Source organism: Granulicella sp. S156, assembly GCF_009766105.1.
Lineage (GTDB): Bacteria > Acidobacteriota > Terriglobia > Terriglobales > Acidobacteriaceae > Granulicella.
In genome coordinates this window covers 294,075-313,015 of the sequence record NZ_LMUH01000022.1, presented here as the reverse complement: position 1 = coordinate 313,015, position 18,941 = coordinate 294,075, and the positions used below count along the sequence as shown (strand labels likewise).

Sequence of the window (18,941 nt, the reverse complement as noted above, 5' to 3'; positions counted from 1 at the left end):
AAGAAACCAATATCCTAACAGGAACAGATTCTTCGACGTATCGGGTGCAAATGACATAAACGCGCTGGTCGGCGGAGGGGAATCAGAGAAATCTAGAGATGTGTCTCTCGTGATTTCTAGAATTGTGGGGTGACATTGTGTTGATTCTAGAAACTTTTCGGGTCGAGATGCTGGCGAGTGGATGGCATTGCCTTCCAGGGATCGCTGCGGAGGCGTGAACGCCACTCGTCGAAGTTCTTGACGGAGTATACCGGACGCTCCGGCAGCTTCAGCGCCGACCACGGCAGCGGCAGCGAGACGTGTGCGCCGGCTCGGGCGCGGGGGGAGTAGGGCGCTACTGCTGTAGCGCCGCGTTCGTTGCGCAGATAGTCGAGATAGATCTTTCCCTTACGCGCGGCCTTGGTCATCTTGGTCAGGTAGAGAGTGGGGTTGTCCCGCTCCATCGCGTTGACAAGCTTGTGGGCCAAGTCTTTGACTTCCGCCCATCCAAGCTCGGGTAGGATGGGCGCGACGACGTGCAGCCCCTTGCCGCCTGTGGTCTTCAGGAAGCTTTCGAGGCCGGCCTTCTTCAGTCGTTTGCGTACCTCGGCGGCGGCGGCGCAGAGAGTTGACCAGGGTATCGACTCGTCCGGATCCAGGTCGAAGATCAGGCGGTCAGGATGTTCGAGATCGTCGTTGCGGGAGCTCCACGGATGTATCTCGAGGACCCCCATCTGCGCCATGTTGATGATTGCGTCGGTCATGTGGAGCGTGATGTAGGGCTCTGGTTCGCCGGTCTTTTTATTGGGGACGTCGATGCCTTCGACGCCGGGTGGCAGCATGGAGTTGACGTGCTTCTGGAAGAAGCAGGGCTTGCCGGTACCCTCGGGGCAGCGCACGAGACTGAGAGGGCGGTCGGTGATGTGCGGCAGCATGTGTTCGGCGATGCCTTGGTAGTAGGCGGACAGGTCTGCTTTGGTAAGGCCGCTCTCCGCGTCGAGCACTTTGTCGGGATGGGTCAGGCGTACTGGCGATGTAGACGCAGGTTTCGCTGCCTTCTTTGCGGCAAGTGGGACTGGAGTCTTATGCGTTGCCGCAGATTCTTTCGGGCGTTTGGATCTCGCTTTTGGCTGAGGTGCAACCGTTGCTTCCTCGCGCCGGACTTCGGTGGCGGCCTTGTCTTCGCGGAGTCCTAGAAAGGCCGCCTGGCGAACGAGATTGTCTGCGGTCCAGGTGGCGAACCGAACCTGTGCGACGAGCTTGGGGCGGACCCAGACAGCATCTTTACGCGCTTCGGCAGGTGCCCGATCGAACGGTGTAGCACGTGCCTCGAGGTCGCCAAGTTGTTTGCGTAGCGTGCGTTTTGTCTTCTGCGTAAAGCCGGTACCGGTGCGGCCGGCATAGATCAACTTGCCGTCGCGATAGTAGCCCAGTAGAAGCGAGCCGATGCGGTCTGTCCCTTCGGACGACAGCGTATAGCCGCCGATGACAAACTCCTGTTCGCGAAGACATTTGGACTTGAGCCAGTCGCTGCTGCGGCCTGAAGCGTAGGTCGAATCGGCCAGTTTTGAAATGATGCCTTCGGCGTGAAGTTTGCAGGCCTGGTGAAACATAGCCTCGCCGCCCGTTTCAAGGTGTTCGCTCAGATTGATGGAGCCGACGCCTTCTCCGAGGATCTGCGCCAGTAAGACCTTGCGCTCGCGAAGGCTGAGGCCGCGGGTATTGTGTCCGTTGAGATGCAGCAGGTCGAAGCAGAAATAGGTGAGAGGATGTTTTTCTCCGTCCTGAAAGGACGCCTGCAGATTGGCGAAGCTGGTTGTGCCGTTTTCACTGACTACTACGACCTCGCCATCCAGCGTTGCCTTATCGACAGGTAGTCTCGCCACATCTTTCGCGATGGCGGGCATGCGATGGGTCCAGTCGAGCCCCTTGCGGGTGAGCAGCTTTACGTCGCTGCCGGATTTGCGTGCCTGGATGCGGTAGCCGTCGAGCTTCAACTCATGCAGCCAGCCCTCTTTGCCGGGAGGTTCTGTGGCTTCAAGCGCCAGCTGCGGCGCGAGAAAGGCAGGTTGTGATTCCTTGGGCAGACGCTTGAGAGCTGCGTTGTCGATTGCTTCCGGCGACTTAGGTTGGGCTTTCTTGTTGGGTGCGGGCTGCGTCGACTTTTCTTGCCTGTGCCACGCGTTGCCGCGTGCTGTCTCTTTGGAGTTCCAGACGTGGTCTTCCTGTCCTGCGATCTGTTCCAGCGTTCGCTTTGTGACTGCTGAATTAGGTGATTCCTCGGTGATGGGGGGATCGTCCTTGCCGCGCTCGAACTCATCATGTTCTTTGATGAGCAGCCAGTTCGGCTTGCGTTCGTTGGCAGCTTTGCCGCCCATGCGTACGAGCGTCCACTTGCCCTTCATCTTTGTGCCGTGCATCACGAACTTCAGGCTGCCCTCGCGCAGGCCCGCGTCGACATCTTCATATCCCGGCTGCGGCTCCCACGTGCCTTGGTCCCATACCATGACGGTGCCGCCGCCGTACTGGCCTTTGGGAATGATGCCTTCAAAGCCGCCGTACTCCATGGGGTGGTCTTCTACCTGGACAGCGAGGCGGCGATCGCCCGTGTAGTAGCTCGGGCCTTTTGCGACAGCCCAGCTTTTGAGAACACCGTTCCATCCGAGGCGGAAGTCATAGTGCAGGTGGCTGGCCGCGTGTTTTTGAATGACGAAGGGAAGTTTGGCTTTCGTCTTTGCAGGAGCTTTTTTTGTTTTGCCACTGGGTTCGGCCGTGACGTGGAAGTCGCGCATCTCGCGATAGCGGGCGAGTTGTTCGTCGACGGCGTCGGCGGCTTTCGAGTTATGGGAGGTCTTCTTTGCGGGGCGTTTCATTGGAGTCTCTGGTCCAATCTATGGATGAGGATTGAGATTCAAAGCAAGAACCTGGGTCGATGCCCTGAATGTTTCGCCTCAACGCAGGAAAGCAATTCAGTCGTTGCGGCTCCGCCTTCACTCCGGCCTCCGGCAGGTAGGAAGGGCCTTCAGCCTGACATTTACCTGGGGCTTCGCGCCCGAGTCGGCACGCGCCAGCGTACCGACTCGGGTTCGCTCCACCCCAGGCTGGGATATCACGGGCCGTTGGCCCTAAAGATCAAAGCCCCTCCTATGCTGACTTCCGTTTGGCGGTTGCCCTGGTCGATTTCGCTGCAGGCTGCTTCTGTTTTTTCGTCGCGCCCTTTACCAGCGCGAGGCCGTGCTTTTTCCCGGCTGCTGCCGTCCGCTTCGCAGGTTTGTCGCCGCTGTTGACGCTCTTCCGCAAGGCGTCCATGAGGTTGATGACTTTGCCCCTGGCTGGGGCAGGAGCTTCCTCGCGTGGGATTGGGGCGTGCTTCAGCTTGGCGTCGACGAGTTCCTTGACTGCGACCTCATAGCCATCGACAAACTTTGCGGGATCGAAGGATTTGGACTTGCGTTTGATGAGCTCCTTGGCCAGGGCAAGGGAGTCGCTTGAGACCTTTGTCTTCTTGATGTCGTTGAAGTACTCGGCGGGGTCACGCAGTTCGGCCGCATAGCGCAGGGTGTACGCGATCATTCCGCCGTGGGTCTCCGTACCTGCCGGGACGATGGCGACGACGTGCTCGCGGCCACCGAACGCAATCTGCGAGAGTGCTGCCTTGTTGGTGTCGAGCAGCGCCTGGCGGACGGTGGTGAAGGCCTCGGTCTGCGCATCGTTCTCCGGAACGACGAAGTAGGGCTTCTCGAAGAACTCCAGAGGCAGTTGGTCGCGCTCGACAAATTGAGAGACCTCCATGGTGTGCTTGGAGGGCACGCGGAGGTGTTCGAGTTCTTCGGGTTCGAGGGTGACGTAGTGGCCTTTGCTGTACTCGTAGCCCTTGACGATCTGGCTGCGCTCGACGATCTCGTCGGAGTCGGCGGCTTCATCGGGGTCGTTCTCGATCGCGCTCGCAAGCACCTTCTGGTGCCTGACGCGCTCGCCGGTCTTGCGGTCGATCTGGTGGAAGTGGATCTCGCTCCTGGCTTCGGTGGCGACGAAGAGCCTGACGCCGAAAGAGACCAGCGAGATTTGTATCTGTCCGCTCCAGTAGGGACGAGCCATAGCTGCACCTCAGGCAAATTAGCCACTTAGATGAGAGTGCTTGGCTAGACTGCGGGGATGTATCGCTAGATCCGAAGAGCAAAATCTTTAACGCAGAGGGCGCGGAGGTTTCGCGGAGGTCGCGACGGTATTCGTGTCGGTCTCCGAGAAACCTTTGCGCCCTCTGAGCTAAAGATTTTGCAACTAGGCGGTGAACACCTCGTGGTCCAGCACTCGGGCGTATGCCGGCACGGTCAGGAAGTCCTGGAACTTTGGTGCCTTGATGAGTTCGCGCATCAGGAAGGCGGCGTGCTCGTAGGCTTCATAGCGGCTTGCGCCATAGGCTTCTTTGGCGCGTGCTAGTTCGAGGTCGATGTACTCATCGCAGAGCGCCGCTGTGACCGCGCGGCCGTCTTCCAATTTGGCGTGATGGTGGACCCACTGCCAGAGCTGGGAGCGGCTGATCTCGGCGGTGGCTGCGTCTTCCATCATGTTGAAGAGCGGGACGCAGCCGATGCCGCGCAGCCAGGCTTCGAGGTATCCCATGCCTACGGCGACGTTCTGCTTGAGACCGGCTTCGGTGATCGTGCCGGTGGGAACCTGTAGCAGGTCGGCGGCGGTGGGATTGTAGTCGCGCAGTTGTTTGTCGATCTGGTTGGGCTGCGGCATGATGCGATCGAAGACTTCGAGCGCGACGGGAACTAGGCCGGGATGTGCGACCCAGGTGCCGTCGTGTCCGTCGGTGGCCTCACGCTCCTTGTCGGCGCGCACCTGTGCGAGGGCGCGTTCGTTGGCTTCCGGGTCGGACTTGATGGGGATGAACGCGCTCATGCCGCCCATCGCGCTGACCTTGCGCTTGTGGCAGGTCTTGATGGCGAGCTTTGAGTAGCTGCGCATGAAGTGCGTCGTCATCGTGACCTGGCCGCGATCCGGGAGCAGCATGGTGGTATCGCCTGCGAGCTTCTTGATGAAGCTGAAGATGTAGTCCCAGCGTCCGCAGTTCAGGCCGGCGGAGTGCTCGCGCAGCTCGTAGAGGATCTCGTCCATCTCGAAGGTGGCGAGGATGGTCTCGATGAGCACAGTGGCCTTGATGGTGCCTCGCTTCAGGCCAAGCTTTTCCTGCGCGCGCAGGAAGATGTCGTTCCATAGGCGTGCTTCGAGATGCGACTCCATCTTGGGGAGGTAGTAGTAGGGGCCGGTCTTGCGTTTGAGGAGTTCCTTCGCGTTATGGAAGAGGTAGAAGGCGAAGTCGAAGATGCTGCCCGACATGGCTTCGCCGTCGACCCAGACGTGGCGCTCTTCCAGATGCCAGCCGCGGGCGCGAACGAAGAGGACTGCCGGGTTTTCCTTGAGCGCGTACTGCTTGCCGGTGTTGGGGTCGGAGAAGGTGATGGTGCGGCGAACGGCGTCGCGCAGATTCAGTTGGCCGTCGAGAACGTTCTCCCAGGTTGGCGTTGTCGAGTCTTCGAAGTCCGCCATGAAGACCTTCGCGCCGGAGTTGAGTGCGTTGATGATCATCTTGCGGTCGACCGGACCGGTGATCTCGACGCGGCGATCGAGCAGATCGGGGGGCAGGGGAGCGACGGTCCAGGCTACCTCACGAATCTGCTCGGTCTCGGGCAGAAAGTTGGGGCGCTCGCCGGCATCGAGCCTCGCCTGGCGGGCTACGCGTGCGGCCAGCAGCTCTTTGCGGCGGCCGTTGAACTCACGCTGCAGGGCGACGGCGAACTCCAGGGCCTCAGGGGTGAGGATCGTGGTGTAGCGGTCGGCGAGCGTTGCGTGAATCTCTACTCCATTGCCAAACGGGATCATACGTTTTCCTTTTCGGAATGTGTTTAGAGCTGTTATCAAACTGCGGCTTGCCTGTAACTTTGTTTTGCCGCTGCTGGTGTCTTTGTTTTCTTGTTGTCATTCCCGGAGGGAATCTGCTGTTGTTTGGGATTGCGCATGATGTTTGTGTCTGCACAAGCTGAAAGCAGATTCCCTCCGGGAATGACAACAAGAAAAACAACAGCAAAGGCAAAGACAAAACACTTTACCCAGTCACGGCCTTAAGCGAAGCGCAGGCTGACGCTGCCGACGGTCGAGAAGATCACGTCTACTGTGGAACCAGCGTCGGCCTGGGTGTAGCCGATCCATGATCCTGTGGTGATCCATTGGCCTTTGCGCAGGCCGCCGGTGCGGGCGGCGCCTTCGTTCGCGAGCCATGGCAGCAGCTTTATGAAGTCGCCCGAGGTGTTCGAGCCGGTGCGCTCGATGCGAATAACGCCATCGACTGCGAGCGTGACCTTTTCGGTGTTGAAGTCGACCGACTTCCAGTTGTCGAATGCCGGGCCGTAGATGAAGCCACCGTGCAGCTGCAGATCGGCCAGCATGGAGTTGCGATCCACCTTGAAGGGATCGCTGAATCCGGGTTCGAGCACCTCGATAACGGGGTGGCACGAGGCCATGGCCGCGACCACCTCTTCGCGAGAGTAGGGAGTGGCACGCGGCGGAAGGTCTTCGCCGACGAGGAAAGCGATCTCCGCTTCAAGGCCGCGAAACCAACGGTTGCCGCTGAGCAGGCTACCGCCGGGGGCGATCCACACAGCGGGCATGGGAGCGAAGAGGGGTGTGGCCTCCGGGGTTGGCGCGCCGATCTTCCATCCGCCAATCTCGCCATAGGCCTCGGCGATCGCGTCCTGGACGGCATAGACCTCTTCCAGATTCGTGGGCCGGAGGTTCTCCGGCAGATCGGCAATAGGAGTGTTGGTGCGTCGTGCGTCCAGCAGTAAGTTGGCTGCGGCTTCCAGGTCGTTCTCGCGGTTTCCCGTCATGATTTCCTCGCAAATGTAGTGGGACTAGTGTGCATGAAGGTGGGGGCGGTCGTCACGTTGTTCGCGCTACGCAGTCAACCAGAGCAGTGCATTGGCTGGAAACCTCTGCTGAAGCACAGGACCGCTCTCCCCCATCTATCCACGGTCGCCTCTACGAGCCAAAGGTGGTTCGCTTCGCGAATGCCCACCTTAGCCGCGCAAAGAACGCGCGTCGAAGATGGGGCACCCGATTCAGTTACTCGCCGAGCATGAAGCGTCTCACGCCGTAGGCGCGGCCTGTTCCGCCGTCGCACTCGATCAGCGTGGCGCACATCTTCGGATTGCCCTTTGCGGCTTCGAACTTGCCCGGCATGCCGGTGAGGAAGCGCTTCAGGATTAGCTCCGTCTCTACGCCGATCACCGAGTCGTACGGGCCGGACATGCCGACGTCGCTTTGGAAGGCTGTTCCGCCGGGCAGTACGCGCTCGTCGGCGGTGGGGATGTGGGTGTGTGTGCCGAGCACCGCCGTCACACGGCCGTCGAGGTACCAGCCCAGCGCGACCTTCTCGCTGGTGGCCTCGCCGTGGATGTCGAGCAGGATGACCTTGGCGGTGATCTGGCTGAGCAGTTCGTCGGCCTTACGGAAGGGGTCGTCGCAGGAGGACATGAAGACGCGACCCTGCAGGTTCATGACGGCGTACTCCTGGCCGTTGGGCAGAGCACCCTGGTAGAAGCCGAAGCCGGGGGTGCCGACAGCGTAGTTCGCGGGGCGAAGTACGCGGCGTCCGCGAGCATGCGACTCGGCGGGGACGGTCATGTACTCGAAGATCTCTTTTTTGTCCCAGATGTGGTTGCCGGTGGTGATGACGTGGGCGCCGAGGTCGAAGAGTTCTTCGGCGATGGAGGGCGTGATGCCGAAGCCGCCGGCGGAGTTCTCGCCGTTGATGACCAGCAGATCGACTGCGTTGGATTCGATGACGTGGGGCAGATGTTCGCGGACGATGTGACGACCGGGCGAGCCAAAGACGTCGCCAACAAAGAGAATGTTCACTGCATGAGTCTACAACCTCGAGAGGGGAGAAGTATGCTGGAAGCATGATCGAGATGCAGTACAACTTTCCGTTGTTGCCGGGGCTGCCGGCGCAGTGGCGCGAGCGTCTGCGGACGGCGGTGGATGCGCTGGGTGATGACAACTTCGATGAACTGCGGCCGACGTTTCGCAGCGACCAGACGAAGCTCTCGAATGCCGGGGCAAGGTGGATGGGGACGCCGCCGGAGCGGACGTTTCTGACCGAGGGCAACCACCATGGCAGCTTGCTTTCGCTGATGGTTAGCGGGCTCGCGGGGAAGACGATTGCTGTCGACGCGGCGGCTTACACGGGAGCTCTGGTGCAGGCACGTGCGATGGGGTGTCCGCTGGTTGGCTGCGCCATAGACGATGAGGGGATGTTGCCGGAGAGCCTGCGGGAGCAGTGTGCGAGAGATCGTATCGCAGCGATCTATGTGACGCCGACGGTGCATAATCCGCTGGGGTTTGTGGCCTCGCTGGCACGGCGCGAGGCGCTGGTGGCGGTGGCGAGGGAGTTCGATCTGCTGATGATTGAGGACGATGCATACGGCTACATGGAGCCGGATGCTCCGCCAACGCTGGCGAAGCTCGCACCGGAGCGCACGTTCTATGTGCGCGGGCTGAGCAAAAGCTATGCTCCGGGGGCGCGGACCGGGTTTCTGGTGGTTCCTGAGCGGTTTCTTTCGGGGATGCTGCCCGTGATTCTGAACTCGGTTACGGGGTCCTCGCTGGTGCATAACCGCGCAGCGGTGTCGTTGATCGAGGATGGAACGCTGGACCGTGTGATTGCGGAGAAGAATGTAGAAGGTGCGCGTCGCAATGCGGCAGCACGGTCGCTGTTAGGAGACCACTGCTGGCCGGGTGCTCGTGCGGCGTGGCATCTGTGGGTGAATCTGCCTGCGCAGACGACGCCGCAGTGGTTCGAGAAGCGTATGGCGGAACGTGAGGTGCTGCTCAGTGGCGGAAACTGGTTTGCGGTGAGTAAGGATGCGCCGAATGGTTTTCGCATCGCGCTGGGCGGCGAGGTTGATTCGGCGAGAGCGCTGGAAGGTGTGGCGAGGGTGGCGGAGGAGTTGGATCGGCTCTAGTGCCGGTAGGCGCGAAGGTGTGGGTGCCCCATCTTCGCGACGGTTTTATCGTCGCTAAGGTGGGCCTTCGCGAAGCGAACCGCTCCTGCCTATCTTGCAACTTTCTCAGGTGTCTGTGGCACGAGCGTCGTGGGTGAGATGTAAATGGGCGGGAGCGGTCGCGCATTCGCGCGATGCCCACCTTAGGCGCAAAAAACGCGCCGAAGATGGGGCACCCGGATTATTGCTACTCCGCTGACTCGCCGTGCTCTTGTTCCTCTTCCTTTGCTGCTACGGACTTTGCGTGTGGGCGCATCAGCGGGAAGAGGATGACATCGCGAATGGAGCGTGAGCCGGTGAGCAACATGGTCAGGCGGTCGATGCCGATGCCTTCGCCGCCGGTGGGCGGCAGGCCGTAGCCGAGGGCGCGGACGTAGTCCTCGTCCATCTGGTGGGCTTCGTCGTCGCCGCGCTCGCGCTCGGTGAGTTGAGCTTCGAAGCGGGCGCGCTGGTCGTCGGGATCGTTGAGCTCGGAGAAGGCGTTGCCGACTTCGAAGCCGCCGATGTAGAACTCGAAGCGCTCTACCCAGTCGGGCTCGTCGGGCTTGACCTTCGAGAGGGGTGAGACTGCGAGTGGGAAGTCGTAGATGATATGCGGCTGGATGAGATGCTCTTCGGCTAGGAGTTCAAAAGTAGCCGCGATATATTTGCCGAGGATACCCTTCAAAACGGTAGTGAGTTTTTCGCTAGGAGAAGGTGGTTCCTCGTGAGCTTGATTCACTTCTACCCAGTACTTGCCGGAAAAATTCGCCTTGTGAGCAATTGGCATGTTCGCTACTGAAGCGGATACTAGCATTTTTGCAAAAGCGTCAGAGAGTCTGAACAGGGCAGATCCGAATTTTTCGATGCTATCAAAGTCTGTCACGACTGGTGCAGGGGTTGCTTCTGGTGGCCACCACTTGATGATGGCGTCTTTCATAGAGAGCTTCTCCCATGCGCCTAAATCAATCTCAACACCATTGAAGTTCGTGATTGTCGTCCCGTTCACTTCCTTCGCAACGGTCGTGATGAGCTTCTGCGTAAGGTCCATCAGGTCGTGGTAGTTGGCGTAGGCCTGGTAGAACTCCAGCATCGTGAACTCGGGGTTGTGCTGGGTGCTGACGCCTTCGTTGCGGAAGTTGCGGTTGATCTCGTAGACGCGGTCGAAGCCGCCGACTACGAGCCGCTTCAGGTACAGCTCGGGTGCGATGCGCAGGGAGAGCGGGATGTCGAGCGCGTTGTGGTGGGTCTTGAATGGGCGAGCTGCCGCGCCGCCCGCGATGGTGTGGAGCATGGGTGTTTCGACTTCAAGGTAGCCACGGGTGTCGAAGAAGTTGCGGATGGCGCGGAGGATTGCTGCGCGCTTGACGAAGACCTCACGGGCCGCAGTACGGGCCTGGACGGGCGTCGCTCCGGCTGGATCGATATCGGGCGTTGCTGGCGAGTCGCTGCTGGTGTTGTCGTCCGATGAACCTGGCTCGCTCTCAAAGTCGCCGGTGTCCGTGAAGAGGTCAACGTAGCGTTGGCGGTAGCGTAGTTCGATGTCGTTCAGTCCATGAAATTTGTCTGGTAGTGCGAGCATTGCCTTGGTGAGGAAGGTAATCGCGGACTTACCGTCTGTGGGGGCTGCATGCAGCGTCAGTTCGCCGGTGCGGGTGCGCATCAGGTAGCCGCGTACGCCGATGTGGTCACCGAGGTCGAGGAGCTTGTAGAGGGCGAAGAGATCTTCGCCGACGTCGTCCTTGCGGACGTAGATCTGCAGGCGCTGGCCGCCCTGCTGCAACTGCGCGAAGCCGGCTTTGCCCTGCACCCGAATCGCCATGATGCGGCCTGCTAAGGAGGCTTCGATGCGGGTGGCCTCCAGCTCTTCGCCGGATTTGGGGTCGCCGAGGTTGCGCAGTTGGGGGATCGTCTGGGTGAAGGCGAAGCTGTTGGGGTAGGTGCTGTCGGCATGGGTCAGGCCCAGCTTTTCGCCGATGGCGGCGATCTGGGCGAGCTTCTCACGGCGTAGCTGATACAGGTTTTCTTCGAACTGGCTCTCAAACTGGGACAAATCGGGCTCGCTTTGCTGGGGTCTTAACGCTTCAGTATGACATCTCAGTATATCGGGGGCGGTTGGCCCTTACCGCCTGCGAGTGATAAGTTTGGGCGATGGCCGATGAAGGCAACACCCCGAAGAAACCGCACGGCGCGCTCGGCGATCTGGTGAAAGCCGAGTCGATGATCCAGCTCGCCATTGCGTTGCCGGCTGGCTGTCTCATCGGCTGGTTGGCCGGGGCGGCATTCGATAAGCACTTTCATACATCGTGGGCAGGCGTTGTGGGGATTTTGCTGGGAGCAGTAGCCGGTTTCGTCCAAATATTCAGAACGGCCTCACGCTACCTTAAAAGGGGAGACAACTGATGCTCGCCCTTGACGGTTTCAGTGACGATGACTTCCGCCGGACCATGTTGCGCGCGTTGCGCCTCCTGGCCGTCGTTACAGTGGTGGCCCTGCCAGTAGTGTGGTGGAAGCTCGGCTGGCAGAGTGCTGTGCTGTTGCTGGTCGGCTCGACGATCTCGGGCTCCGGCCTGTGGGAGTGGCTGCGGCTGATGACTGCCGTCATGGCCCGCATGGATGTGGGCGGGGAAGCGCGCCCGCTGGGGCTGGTTTTGGCCGGTTTCTTCCTCAGATTGGGCCTGACCATCGTGGTTCTGTATGTTAGTCTTAAGTTTCTGGATGGTTCGGTTTACGCGCTCGCAGCGGGCATTGGACTGGGCGTTTTTGCCCTCTCGTTTGAAGCTCTTCGTCTGGTCAAAGCGTGGACGGTTTAGCCCTGAGCGGCCTGGAACCCAACCCTCCGATAACGATTCGATATGATGCCTCAGCTTTTACTAACCAGAACTCTGAACCACTACTTCGCCGGTCCGGCGAACGCGTTGCTGCACGCGGTGCATGTAACACCTGAGTCCTATAAGGCCCCTATCACCAACGCTGTGGCGATGGAACTGCTGGTCTTTGTGGTGCTCATCGGATACTTCGTGCATGTGCGGCTGACCCTCAGTGTCGAGAAGCCGGGCGGTGTGCAGCACCTCGCTGAGATCACCAACGAGTTTGTCTCCGAACAGGGCGAGCAGATCATAGGGCATGGGTATGAGAAGTTCACCTCCTACCTGTCGGTGCTCGCGCTGTTCATCCTGCTCTGCAATCTGGCGGGCTTGGTTCCTGGACTTGAGTCGCCCACCGCGAATGTTAAAGTCCCGCTCGGGTTAGCACTCATTACCTTTGTTTACTACCACTTCCATGGCATTCGCTCGAACGGTCCGGCTTACATTAAGCAGTTCCTCGGGCCGGTGTGGTGGTTGTATTGGCTGCTATTTCCGATTGAGATCATCTCGCACTTTGCACGTGTGCTATCGCTCACGGTGCGTTTGTACGCGAATATGTTTGCGGGCGATCTGCTGACGATGGCGTTCTTCTCGCTCATCCCGGTTGGCATTCCGCTGATATTTATGGGTCTGCATCTCGGGGTAGCTGTGATTCAGGCGTATGTGTTCATGCTGCTGGCGATGATCTATCTGTCCCTCGCCGTGGCGCACGATCATTAGAGTTTGACATTCCCGCGAAGGGGCGCCCCCTCTTCGCGGTGCGCACTACCGCCGCTCCAGCGTGAGGGAGCCAGCACGGTGAGCTTCAACCACCCACTGGCGGCGAGATCAATGGGGGCAAGGAGTAACACCATGAAGAAGCTGCAATATGTATTTATGGCAATGGCTGCGCTGCTCATCGCGTCGCCGGCGTTCGGTCAGGCGGCTGCTACTTCAGCCGCTGCCCAGTGGGTTCCGCTGGCTGCCGGTCTGAGCATGGCTCTGGCTGCTGGTCTCTGCGGTCTCGGTCAGGGTAAGGCGACTGCTTCGGCTACTGAGGCTCTCGCGCGTAACCCCGGTGCTCGTCCTGGAATCTTCATCTTCCTGATTCTCGGTCTCGCCTTCATCGAGTCACTGGCTCTGTTCACATTCGTTATCATCTTCCTCAAGGTTACGCCGTGATCGGATCTCAGGAATAGAGAACGGCCTCCGCTTCGGCGGGGGCCGTTCTGTTTGGGGTGATGAGTGTGATCGTCAGCGTTGAGGAGAACGAGCAACAGCAAAAGCCTTGACGCAAAGAGCGCAAAGAGAAGAGCCAAGTTTCGCCACGGCAGCCGTAGCGAAACTTGGCTCTTCTCTTTGCGTACTCTGCGTCAAGGCTTTTAGGGCGTGACCTCGGTTGCTGGTGTGGGAGGCAATGCCGAAGCTGGAGGGGCCACGGTAAGGGAGGGGAGGGTTACCGGTGCGGCGCGCTGTACCAGGTTCAGCAGGTGGTTGGGCACGATGCCCAGAGCCAGGGTTGCGGCTGCGGTTGCCGTGAGGGCGATGGCTGCTGGGATGGCGATCCTGCGGGTGGGCAGGAGGGCGGCGTCTTCCTTGACTGGCCGCGTGTAGAGCGCTGCCAGCAGGCGCAGATAGTAGAAGCAGGCAACCCCGGAGTTGGCCAGGCCGATGATGGCCAGCCCGATATGCCCGTTGTGGATGGCCCCGGAGAACGCATAGAACTTGCCGAAGAAGCCGCCTGTGAAGGGGATTCCGATGAGCGAGAGCAGGAAGAACCCGAGCAGCGCGGAGAGGACGGGCCTCTTGAGAGCGGCGCCGGTGAAGTCGTCGAGGGTGCGGGCCTGCTCGTCGTAGCCGGAGAGTTGGGTGAGGACGAGGAAGGCGCCGACGTTCATCGCCGCATAGGCTGCGGTGTAGAAGCAGGCGGCAGAGACGGCGTCCTGCTGGATGGAGGTGAAGGCCACCAGCAGATATCCGGCGTGGGCGATCGAGGAATACGCCAGCAGACGCTTGACGTCGCGCTGCAGCAGCGCGCCGAGGTTGCCGACGGTCATCGAGAGCACGGCGAGGATCTCGATCAGGATGATCCAGTGTCCGCGGTACGCAGGCGCGGCGTTGAAGAGGAAGCGTAGCAGTACGGCGAAGGCGGCGGCTTTGGGTGCCGTCGACATAAGCCCGACGACCGGAGCAGGGGCACCCTGGTAGACGTCTGGCGTCCAGACGTGGAACGGGGCGGCGGAGACCTTGAACCCGAGGCCGATGACGACCATCGCGATGGCGAGCAGCGCGAGCAGTGGGGTGGAGGTTGTACCCAGCTTCGCGGCGATATCGCCGATGCTGGTCGAACCCGTTGCGCCAAAGCAGAGTGCGATGCCGTAAAGGAAGAACGCGGTGGCGAAGCTGCCGAGGAGGAAGTACTTGAGCGAGGCCTCGGAGGCTGTGGCCTGACCCTTGCGGAAGCCGGCGAGGATGTAGGTCGAGATCGACGAGATCTCGAGGCCGATGAAGACCATCAGGAGCTCGACCGAAGAGGTCATGAACATCATGCCGGTCGCGCCGAAGCAGACGAGCGCGAAGTACTCACCGGCATGGGTGACGGGGCCTTCAAAGTAGTCGAGCGAGGCCAGCAGCGTGACGAGGACGATGCTGGCGATCAGCAGGTGGAAGAAGATCGAGAAGGCATCGACCTGGATCGTCGAGTAGAAGGCCGTGATGGGGCGGCCTGGGTTGACGATCTGGAGCTGGTAGAACGCGGCGAACCCGGAGGCCAGAGTTCCGAGGATGGCGAGCCAGCCGAGGGGCTTGCGCGATTTACCCGGAGCGATCATCGGCTCGGCCAGCATGACCAGAACGCCGGTAAGGGTGAGGATGATCTCGGGAAGCAGAGCGAGGAGATTGTTGGACATTAGTATCGTGCTCCCTTGTTGACCGGCGGAGCTGGTTTGTCGAGTGCGGCAGCGGCGAGTGCGGGATCGACGAAAGATCCGTTCTGAGCCTCTGAGGCGATGGGCCGATTAGCAGTCTGTACGCCGTAGGTGTCGATAGCCTTGATCCAGATCGGCGAGGCCAGGCCCATGACGAGGAAGAGAATGGCGAGGGGCCAGAGCTCGATATGCTCGCGAGCAGTGAGGTCCCAGCCGCTGACCTCTTCCGAGCGCAGCCCGAGGTTGCCGTAGAAGATGCGCTGGATCATCCAGAGCATGTAGGCCGCGCCGAAGATCACGCCGGTAGTGCCGATGACTGTCCAGAGAACGTGGTGGCAGAAGACCGACTGCATGGCGCCGCTGAGGATCAGGAACTCGCCGACGAAGCCGTTCAGCATGGGCAGGCCGACCGCGGCGAGCGAGGTGATGACGAACATCGTCACCATCCACGGATGCTTGGTGGCGAGGCCGCCGTAGTCGCGCACGTCGTAGGTGCCGTAGCGCTCATAGAGTAGGCCGAGCAGCACGAAGAGCGCCGCGCCGACGAGCGACTCGTTGAGAATCTGGAAGACGCCGCCGTCGAGGCCGAGTGTCGTAAAGGTGAAGATCCCCAGCACGATGAAGCTGACGTGGGAGAGCGTGGAGAAGGCGGCCAGCTTCTTAAGGTCGGTCTGAACGAGTGCGAGCAGCGCACCGTAGGCGATGCCGATAGCGCCCAGTGCGATGAGCAGCGGAGCGATATGGCGAGATTGCTCGGGGAAGATGCCGAAGCTGAAGCGCAGGATGGAGTAGAGGCCGAGCTTGCCGGCCAGGACCATCACAGCGGCGGTGGGAGCCTCCTGCACGGCATCGGAGAGCCAGCCGTGCAGCGGGAAGATGGGAACCTTGACCGCGAAGGCTACGAGGAAGGCTAGCGAGCAGAGCCACAGAGCCGTGGGGTTCGCGGAGATGGCATGCTGTGCGGCGAGGGCCTGCAGGGCGGGCAGATCGAAGGTTCCGGTCTTCGCGTAGAGCCAGAGCAGGGCTACCAGCAGAATGGCGGAGGGGATAAAGGCGTAGAGGAAGAACTTGATCGCGGCCTTGCGGCGGTTTTCGGTGCGGCCGAAGGTGGCGATGAGCAGCGTCATCGGGACCAGGGAGAGCTCCCAGAAGCCGTAGTACAGGAAGAGGTCCAGCGCGAGGAAGACGCCGAGCATCGCGACCTGTTGGAGCAGGAAGAGGGTGTAGAAGAGCTTGGTGCGCTCCTTGACGGCGTTCCAGGAAGCCAGCACGCCTATGGGAGCGAGGAAGCCGGTGAGCACCACAAGCCACGTGGAGAGTCCGTCGACGCCGAGGTGAAAGCGAATGGCCGGGGACGCAATCCAGGGGCAGTTCACCTCGAACTGGAAACTGCGGGGTGCGGCGGCGTAGTTGAAGTGTGCCGGCAGGTGCAGGGTCAGCCCAAGCGTGACAAGCGTGACGACAAGCGCGCCGATGGCGTGGAGCTTGCTGCCGGCGCGTTCGGGAATAAGCGCAAGCACCACCGCGCCCACGAGTGGGGTGAGGAGGATGAGCGTCAGGATGGTGTGGTCGAGATTCATCGATACCCTGTGGTGTTTCTAACAGCAGATCCCCTGCGGGGATGACAACAAGAAAAGCAACAACAAAAGCAAGAGCACTTTAGTGCAGATGCGGGTGTGGGCCAAAGACAACTACGGCGATGACAGCGGCGGCGCCAAGTGCGAGCCAACCGGCGTAGGAACGGATATTGCCCGACTGCACGCGGCGGACGAGCCAACTGAAACCACGGGTGCCACCGGCAAGGGTCGCGCCTGTCCCCTGGACGAGGCCTCCATCGACGAATATGCCGAGGAAGATGCGCGAGAACCCGAGCAGCGGGGCGATGATAAAGCGCCCGTAGATCTCGTCGACCCAGTACTTATGGTCGAGGAGGTTGTAGACGAACTGGAGGCGCTGTGCGATCGCGGCTGCTGTGCCCGGTTTACGGTAGTACCAGAGGTAAGCGACCAGGAAGCCGAGGAGAGCCGTGACGATCGAAACGACGGCGAGTATCGGCTCCGCGCCACGGAAAGAGACGTGCTCCGGTGTAACGACGGAGGAGGAGAAGACCGGCTCCAGGAAGTGTTCAAACTCGTTGTGGCCGCCGAAGGCGAGCGGTACGCCAACCCAGCCACCGATCGTGGCGAGGATCGCAAGGATGATGAGGGGCAGGGTCATGATCCACGGAGACTCATGTACACCGTGAGCGTGACCGCCGTGCGCCGGTTCCGGCTCGGTTTCGAGGACGAGCTTGGTGTCGTGGCGGGCGTGGATCGCGGCTCCGTGAGCAGCATGTACATCCAGTTCATGGCCTTGTTCTGCAAAGCGCGGTGCGCCGAAGAAGGTCTTGAACCAGAGGCGAAACATGTAGAACGAGGTCAGTCCGGCAGTGACCAGGCCAACGAACCAGAGCAGCTTTGCCAGCGGGTTATCCGAGATAAAAGCCTGGTAGAGAATCTCGTCCTTGGAGAAGAAGCCTGCCAGAGGGGGAATGCCCGCGATGGCGACGACGCCCGCGGTCATTGTCCAGAAGGTGACGGGGATCTTCTTCCGGAGACCGCCCATGACGCGCATGTCTTGTTCGCCGCCCATCGCATGGATTACAGAACCAGCAGCGAGGAAGAGGAGTGCCTTGAAGAAGGCGTGCGTCATGAGGTGGAAGATGCCGGCAGAGTAGGCTCCAACGCCGCAGGCCAGGAACATGTAGCCGAGTTGCGAGACCGTGGAGTAGGCCAGGACGCGCTTGATGTCGTGCTGCACCATGCCGATGGTCGCGGCCATAAGCGCTGTCGCTGCGCCGATGACGGCGACGACCATAAGCGCAGTGGGCGATTTATCGAAGAGCACATGGCAGCGAGCGACCATGTAGATGCCCGCAGTGACCATGGTCGCGGCGTGGATCAGCGCGGAGACTGGCGTGGGGCCTTCCATGGCGTCGGGAAGCCAGATGTAGAGCGGAATCTGTGCGGACTTGCCGGCAGCACCGACGACCAGCAGCAGCGCAATGGCGGTGAGGAAGCCACCGGTGAGCGGCGTCGCGGAGATTTGCGCAAAGACGCTGTTGAAGTCCAGGCTGCCGAAGTGCGCGATCATCAGGAACATCGCGAGCAGGAAGCCGAAGTCGCCGATACGGTTGACGACGAAGGCCTTCTTGCCGGCGTTGGCGGCGGAGTCCTTGGTGAAGTAGAAGCCGATGAGCAGGTACGACGCGAGACCGACGCCCTCCCAGCCGACGAAGAGCAGAAGGAAGCTGGAGGAGAGCACCAGCACCAGCATGAAGAACATGAAGAGGTTCAGGTAGGCGAAGAAGCGCCAGAAGCCTTCTTCGTGCGCCATGTAGCCGACTGAGTACACGTGGATGAGGAAGCCGACGCCGGTGACGATGCCCAGCATGATGAGCGTGAGGTGGTCGACGGTGAAGGCGAAGTTGACCTGGAAACCGGTCACCGCGATCCACGGGCTGCTGGTAACGGAGAGCGACAGCGGGGCTCCGGCGGACTTCATGAAGATCCAGAGTTGCGCGACGATGAGGGCCGGGGCTGCGGTGAAGAGCAGCGCAATCGTCGAGACGAGGGCGCGCGGCAGCTTACGGCCGATGGTTCCGTTGAGCAGGAAGCCGGCGAAGGGAAGAAGCGGGATGAGCCAGAGCAGAGATGGATTCATGAGATGCGTGGACTCTTTTGGTTCAACTGGTGTAACTGTGGTGCTTTAGAAGCAGATTCCCTGCGGGAATGACAACAAGAAATGCAACGGCAAAAACAAAACTGTTAGTTCTTCAATAGGTTGACCTGGTCAACGTTGAGGGTCTGGCGTACGCGGAACAACGCAATAATGATGGCGAGGCCGACGGCGGCCTCTGCCGCAGCGACGACCATGACGAAGAAGACGAAGATCTGGCCTGAGATCTGGTGCCACATGTGGGCGAAGGCGACAAACGTAAGGTTCACGGCGTTGAGCATCAGCTCGATCGACATGAAGATGGTGATGACGTTGCGCTTGATGAGAAACGCGCCTGCGCCGATGGAGAAGAGAATCGCGGCGAGGACGAGATAGTAGGCGATGGGAACCATTAGTTCCTCCTCCGGACGATGATGACGACCAGC

Annotated in this window: 16 protein-coding genes; 5 read left to right on the top strand and 11 right to left on the bottom strand. The window is 60.6% G+C overall.

All coding sequences use genetic code 11. The features are described from left to right. Positions 1-146: 146 nt before the first annotated feature. The 5 genes from ligD to GSQ91_RS16955 form a co-directional block, all read right to left on the bottom strand. Positions 147-2,852, bottom strand: a complete 2,706-nt coding sequence (ligD, locus tag GSQ91_RS16975) for a DNA ligase D (RefSeq protein ID WP_158822946.1) — start codon at positions 2,850-2,852, stop codon at positions 147-149. 271 nt (positions 2,853-3,123) lie between these two features. Next, the gene (locus GSQ91_RS16970) at positions 3,124-4,077 is read right to left on the bottom strand and encodes a Ku protein (protein ID WP_158822945.1); all 954 of its coding nucleotides are present in this window, start codon (positions 4,075-4,077) and stop codon (positions 3,124-3,126) included. 183 nt (positions 4,078-4,260) lie between these two features. Continuing rightward, positions 4,261-5,868 carry a malate synthase A gene (aceB, locus tag GSQ91_RS16965; protein WP_158822944.1) on the bottom strand — a complete coding sequence of 536 codons (1,608 nt, stop codon included), beginning with the start codon at positions 5,866-5,868 and terminating at the stop codon, positions 4,261-4,263. Positions 5,869-6,107: 239 nt separating this feature from the next. After that, on the bottom strand, positions 6,108-6,872 hold the full coding sequence (locus GSQ91_RS16960; protein ID WP_158822943.1) for a 2-keto-4-pentenoate hydratase: 765 nt from the start codon (positions 6,870-6,872) through the stop codon (positions 6,108-6,110). A 235-nt stretch (positions 6,873-7,107) separates the two neighbouring features. After that, positions 7,108-7,902 (bottom strand): TIGR00282 family metallophosphoesterase, encoded by a 795-nt coding sequence (locus GSQ91_RS16955; RefSeq protein ID WP_158822942.1) that lies wholly within the window; start codon positions 7,900-7,902, stop codon positions 7,108-7,110. Between the two features lie 44 nt (positions 7,903-7,946). Between GSQ91_RS16955 and GSQ91_RS16950 the strand changes: the two genes are divergently transcribed. Beyond that, entirely contained in the window at positions 7,947-9,008 is a 1,062-nt protein-coding gene (locus GSQ91_RS16950; RefSeq protein WP_158822941.1) for a PLP-dependent aminotransferase family protein, read from the top strand. 226 nt (positions 9,009-9,234) lie between these two features. Here GSQ91_RS16950 and GSQ91_RS16945 read toward each other — a convergent pair whose 3' ends face one another. Continuing rightward, positions 9,235-11,079 (bottom strand): amino acid--tRNA ligase-related protein, encoded by a 1,845-nt coding sequence (locus GSQ91_RS16945; RefSeq protein ID WP_158822940.1) that lies wholly within the window; start codon positions 11,077-11,079, stop codon positions 9,235-9,237. Between the two features lie 98 nt (positions 11,080-11,177). On the opposite strand from GSQ91_RS16945, the gene GSQ91_RS16940 reads away from it, so the two are divergent. The 3 genes from GSQ91_RS16940 to atpB are packed head-to-tail and all read left to right on the top strand — an operon-like array spanning position 11,178 to position 12,613. Continuing rightward, positions 11,178-11,429 carry an AtpZ/AtpI family protein gene (locus tag GSQ91_RS16940; RefSeq protein ID WP_158822939.1) on the top strand — a complete coding sequence of 84 codons (252 nt, stop codon included), beginning with the start codon at positions 11,178-11,180 and terminating at the stop codon, positions 11,427-11,429. Next, on the top strand, positions 11,429-11,839 hold the full coding sequence (locus GSQ91_RS16935; protein ID WP_158822938.1) for a hypothetical protein: 411 nt from the start codon (positions 11,429-11,431) through the stop codon (positions 11,837-11,839). Before GSQ91_RS16940 ends, GSQ91_RS16935 begins: the two co-directional genes overlap by 1 nt. Positions 11,840-11,881: 42 nt before the next feature. Next, positions 11,882-12,613, top strand: a complete 732-nt coding sequence (atpB, locus tag GSQ91_RS16930; protein WP_158822937.1) for a F0F1 ATP synthase subunit A — start codon at positions 11,882-11,884, stop codon at positions 12,611-12,613. Here atpB and GSQ91_RS16925 read toward each other — a convergent pair. Then, positions 12,610-12,747 carry a hypothetical protein gene (locus GSQ91_RS16925; protein ID WP_158822936.1) on the bottom strand — a complete coding sequence of 46 codons (138 nt, stop codon included), beginning with the start codon at positions 12,745-12,747 and terminating at the stop codon, positions 12,610-12,612. The two genes, atpB and GSQ91_RS16925, sit on opposite strands and share 4 nt — an antisense overlap. On the opposite strand from GSQ91_RS16925, the gene GSQ91_RS16920 reads away from it, so the two are divergent. Next, positions 12,746-13,054, top strand: coding sequence for an ATP synthase F0 subunit C (locus tag GSQ91_RS16920; protein WP_158822935.1), 309 nt, complete (start codon positions 12,746-12,748; stop codon positions 13,052-13,054). The two genes, GSQ91_RS16925 and GSQ91_RS16920, sit on opposite strands and share 2 nt — an antisense overlap. Before the next feature lie 200 nt (positions 13,055-13,254). On the opposite strand, the gene GSQ91_RS16915 is transcribed toward GSQ91_RS16920, so the two are convergent. The 4 genes from GSQ91_RS16915 to nuoK all read right to left on the bottom strand — a co-directional run bounded on the left by GSQ91_RS16915 (position 13,255) and on the right by nuoK (position 18,908). After that, the gene (locus GSQ91_RS16915; RefSeq protein WP_158822934.1) at positions 13,255-14,781 is read right to left on the bottom strand and encodes an NADH-quinone oxidoreductase subunit N; all 1,527 of its coding nucleotides are present in this window, start codon (positions 14,779-14,781) and stop codon (positions 13,255-13,257) included. After that, complete coding sequence (locus GSQ91_RS16910) at positions 14,781-16,379, bottom strand: NuoM family protein (RefSeq protein WP_158822933.1); 1,599 nt, start codon at positions 16,377-16,379, stop codon at positions 14,781-14,783. The genes GSQ91_RS16915 and GSQ91_RS16910 overlap by 1 nt, the downstream gene beginning before the upstream one ends. Before the next feature lie 79 nt (positions 16,380-16,458). Continuing rightward, complete coding sequence (nuoL, locus tag GSQ91_RS16905; RefSeq protein ID WP_158822932.1) at positions 16,459-18,501, bottom strand: NADH-quinone oxidoreductase subunit L; 2,043 nt, start codon at positions 18,499-18,501, stop codon at positions 16,459-16,461. A 104-nt stretch (positions 18,502-18,605) separates the two neighbouring features. After that, a complete protein-coding gene (nuoK, locus tag GSQ91_RS16900; RefSeq protein WP_158822931.1) occupies positions 18,606-18,908 on the bottom strand; it encodes an NADH-quinone oxidoreductase subunit NuoK in 303 nt (100 codons plus the stop codon). Positions 18,909-18,941 lie beyond the last annotated feature (33 nt).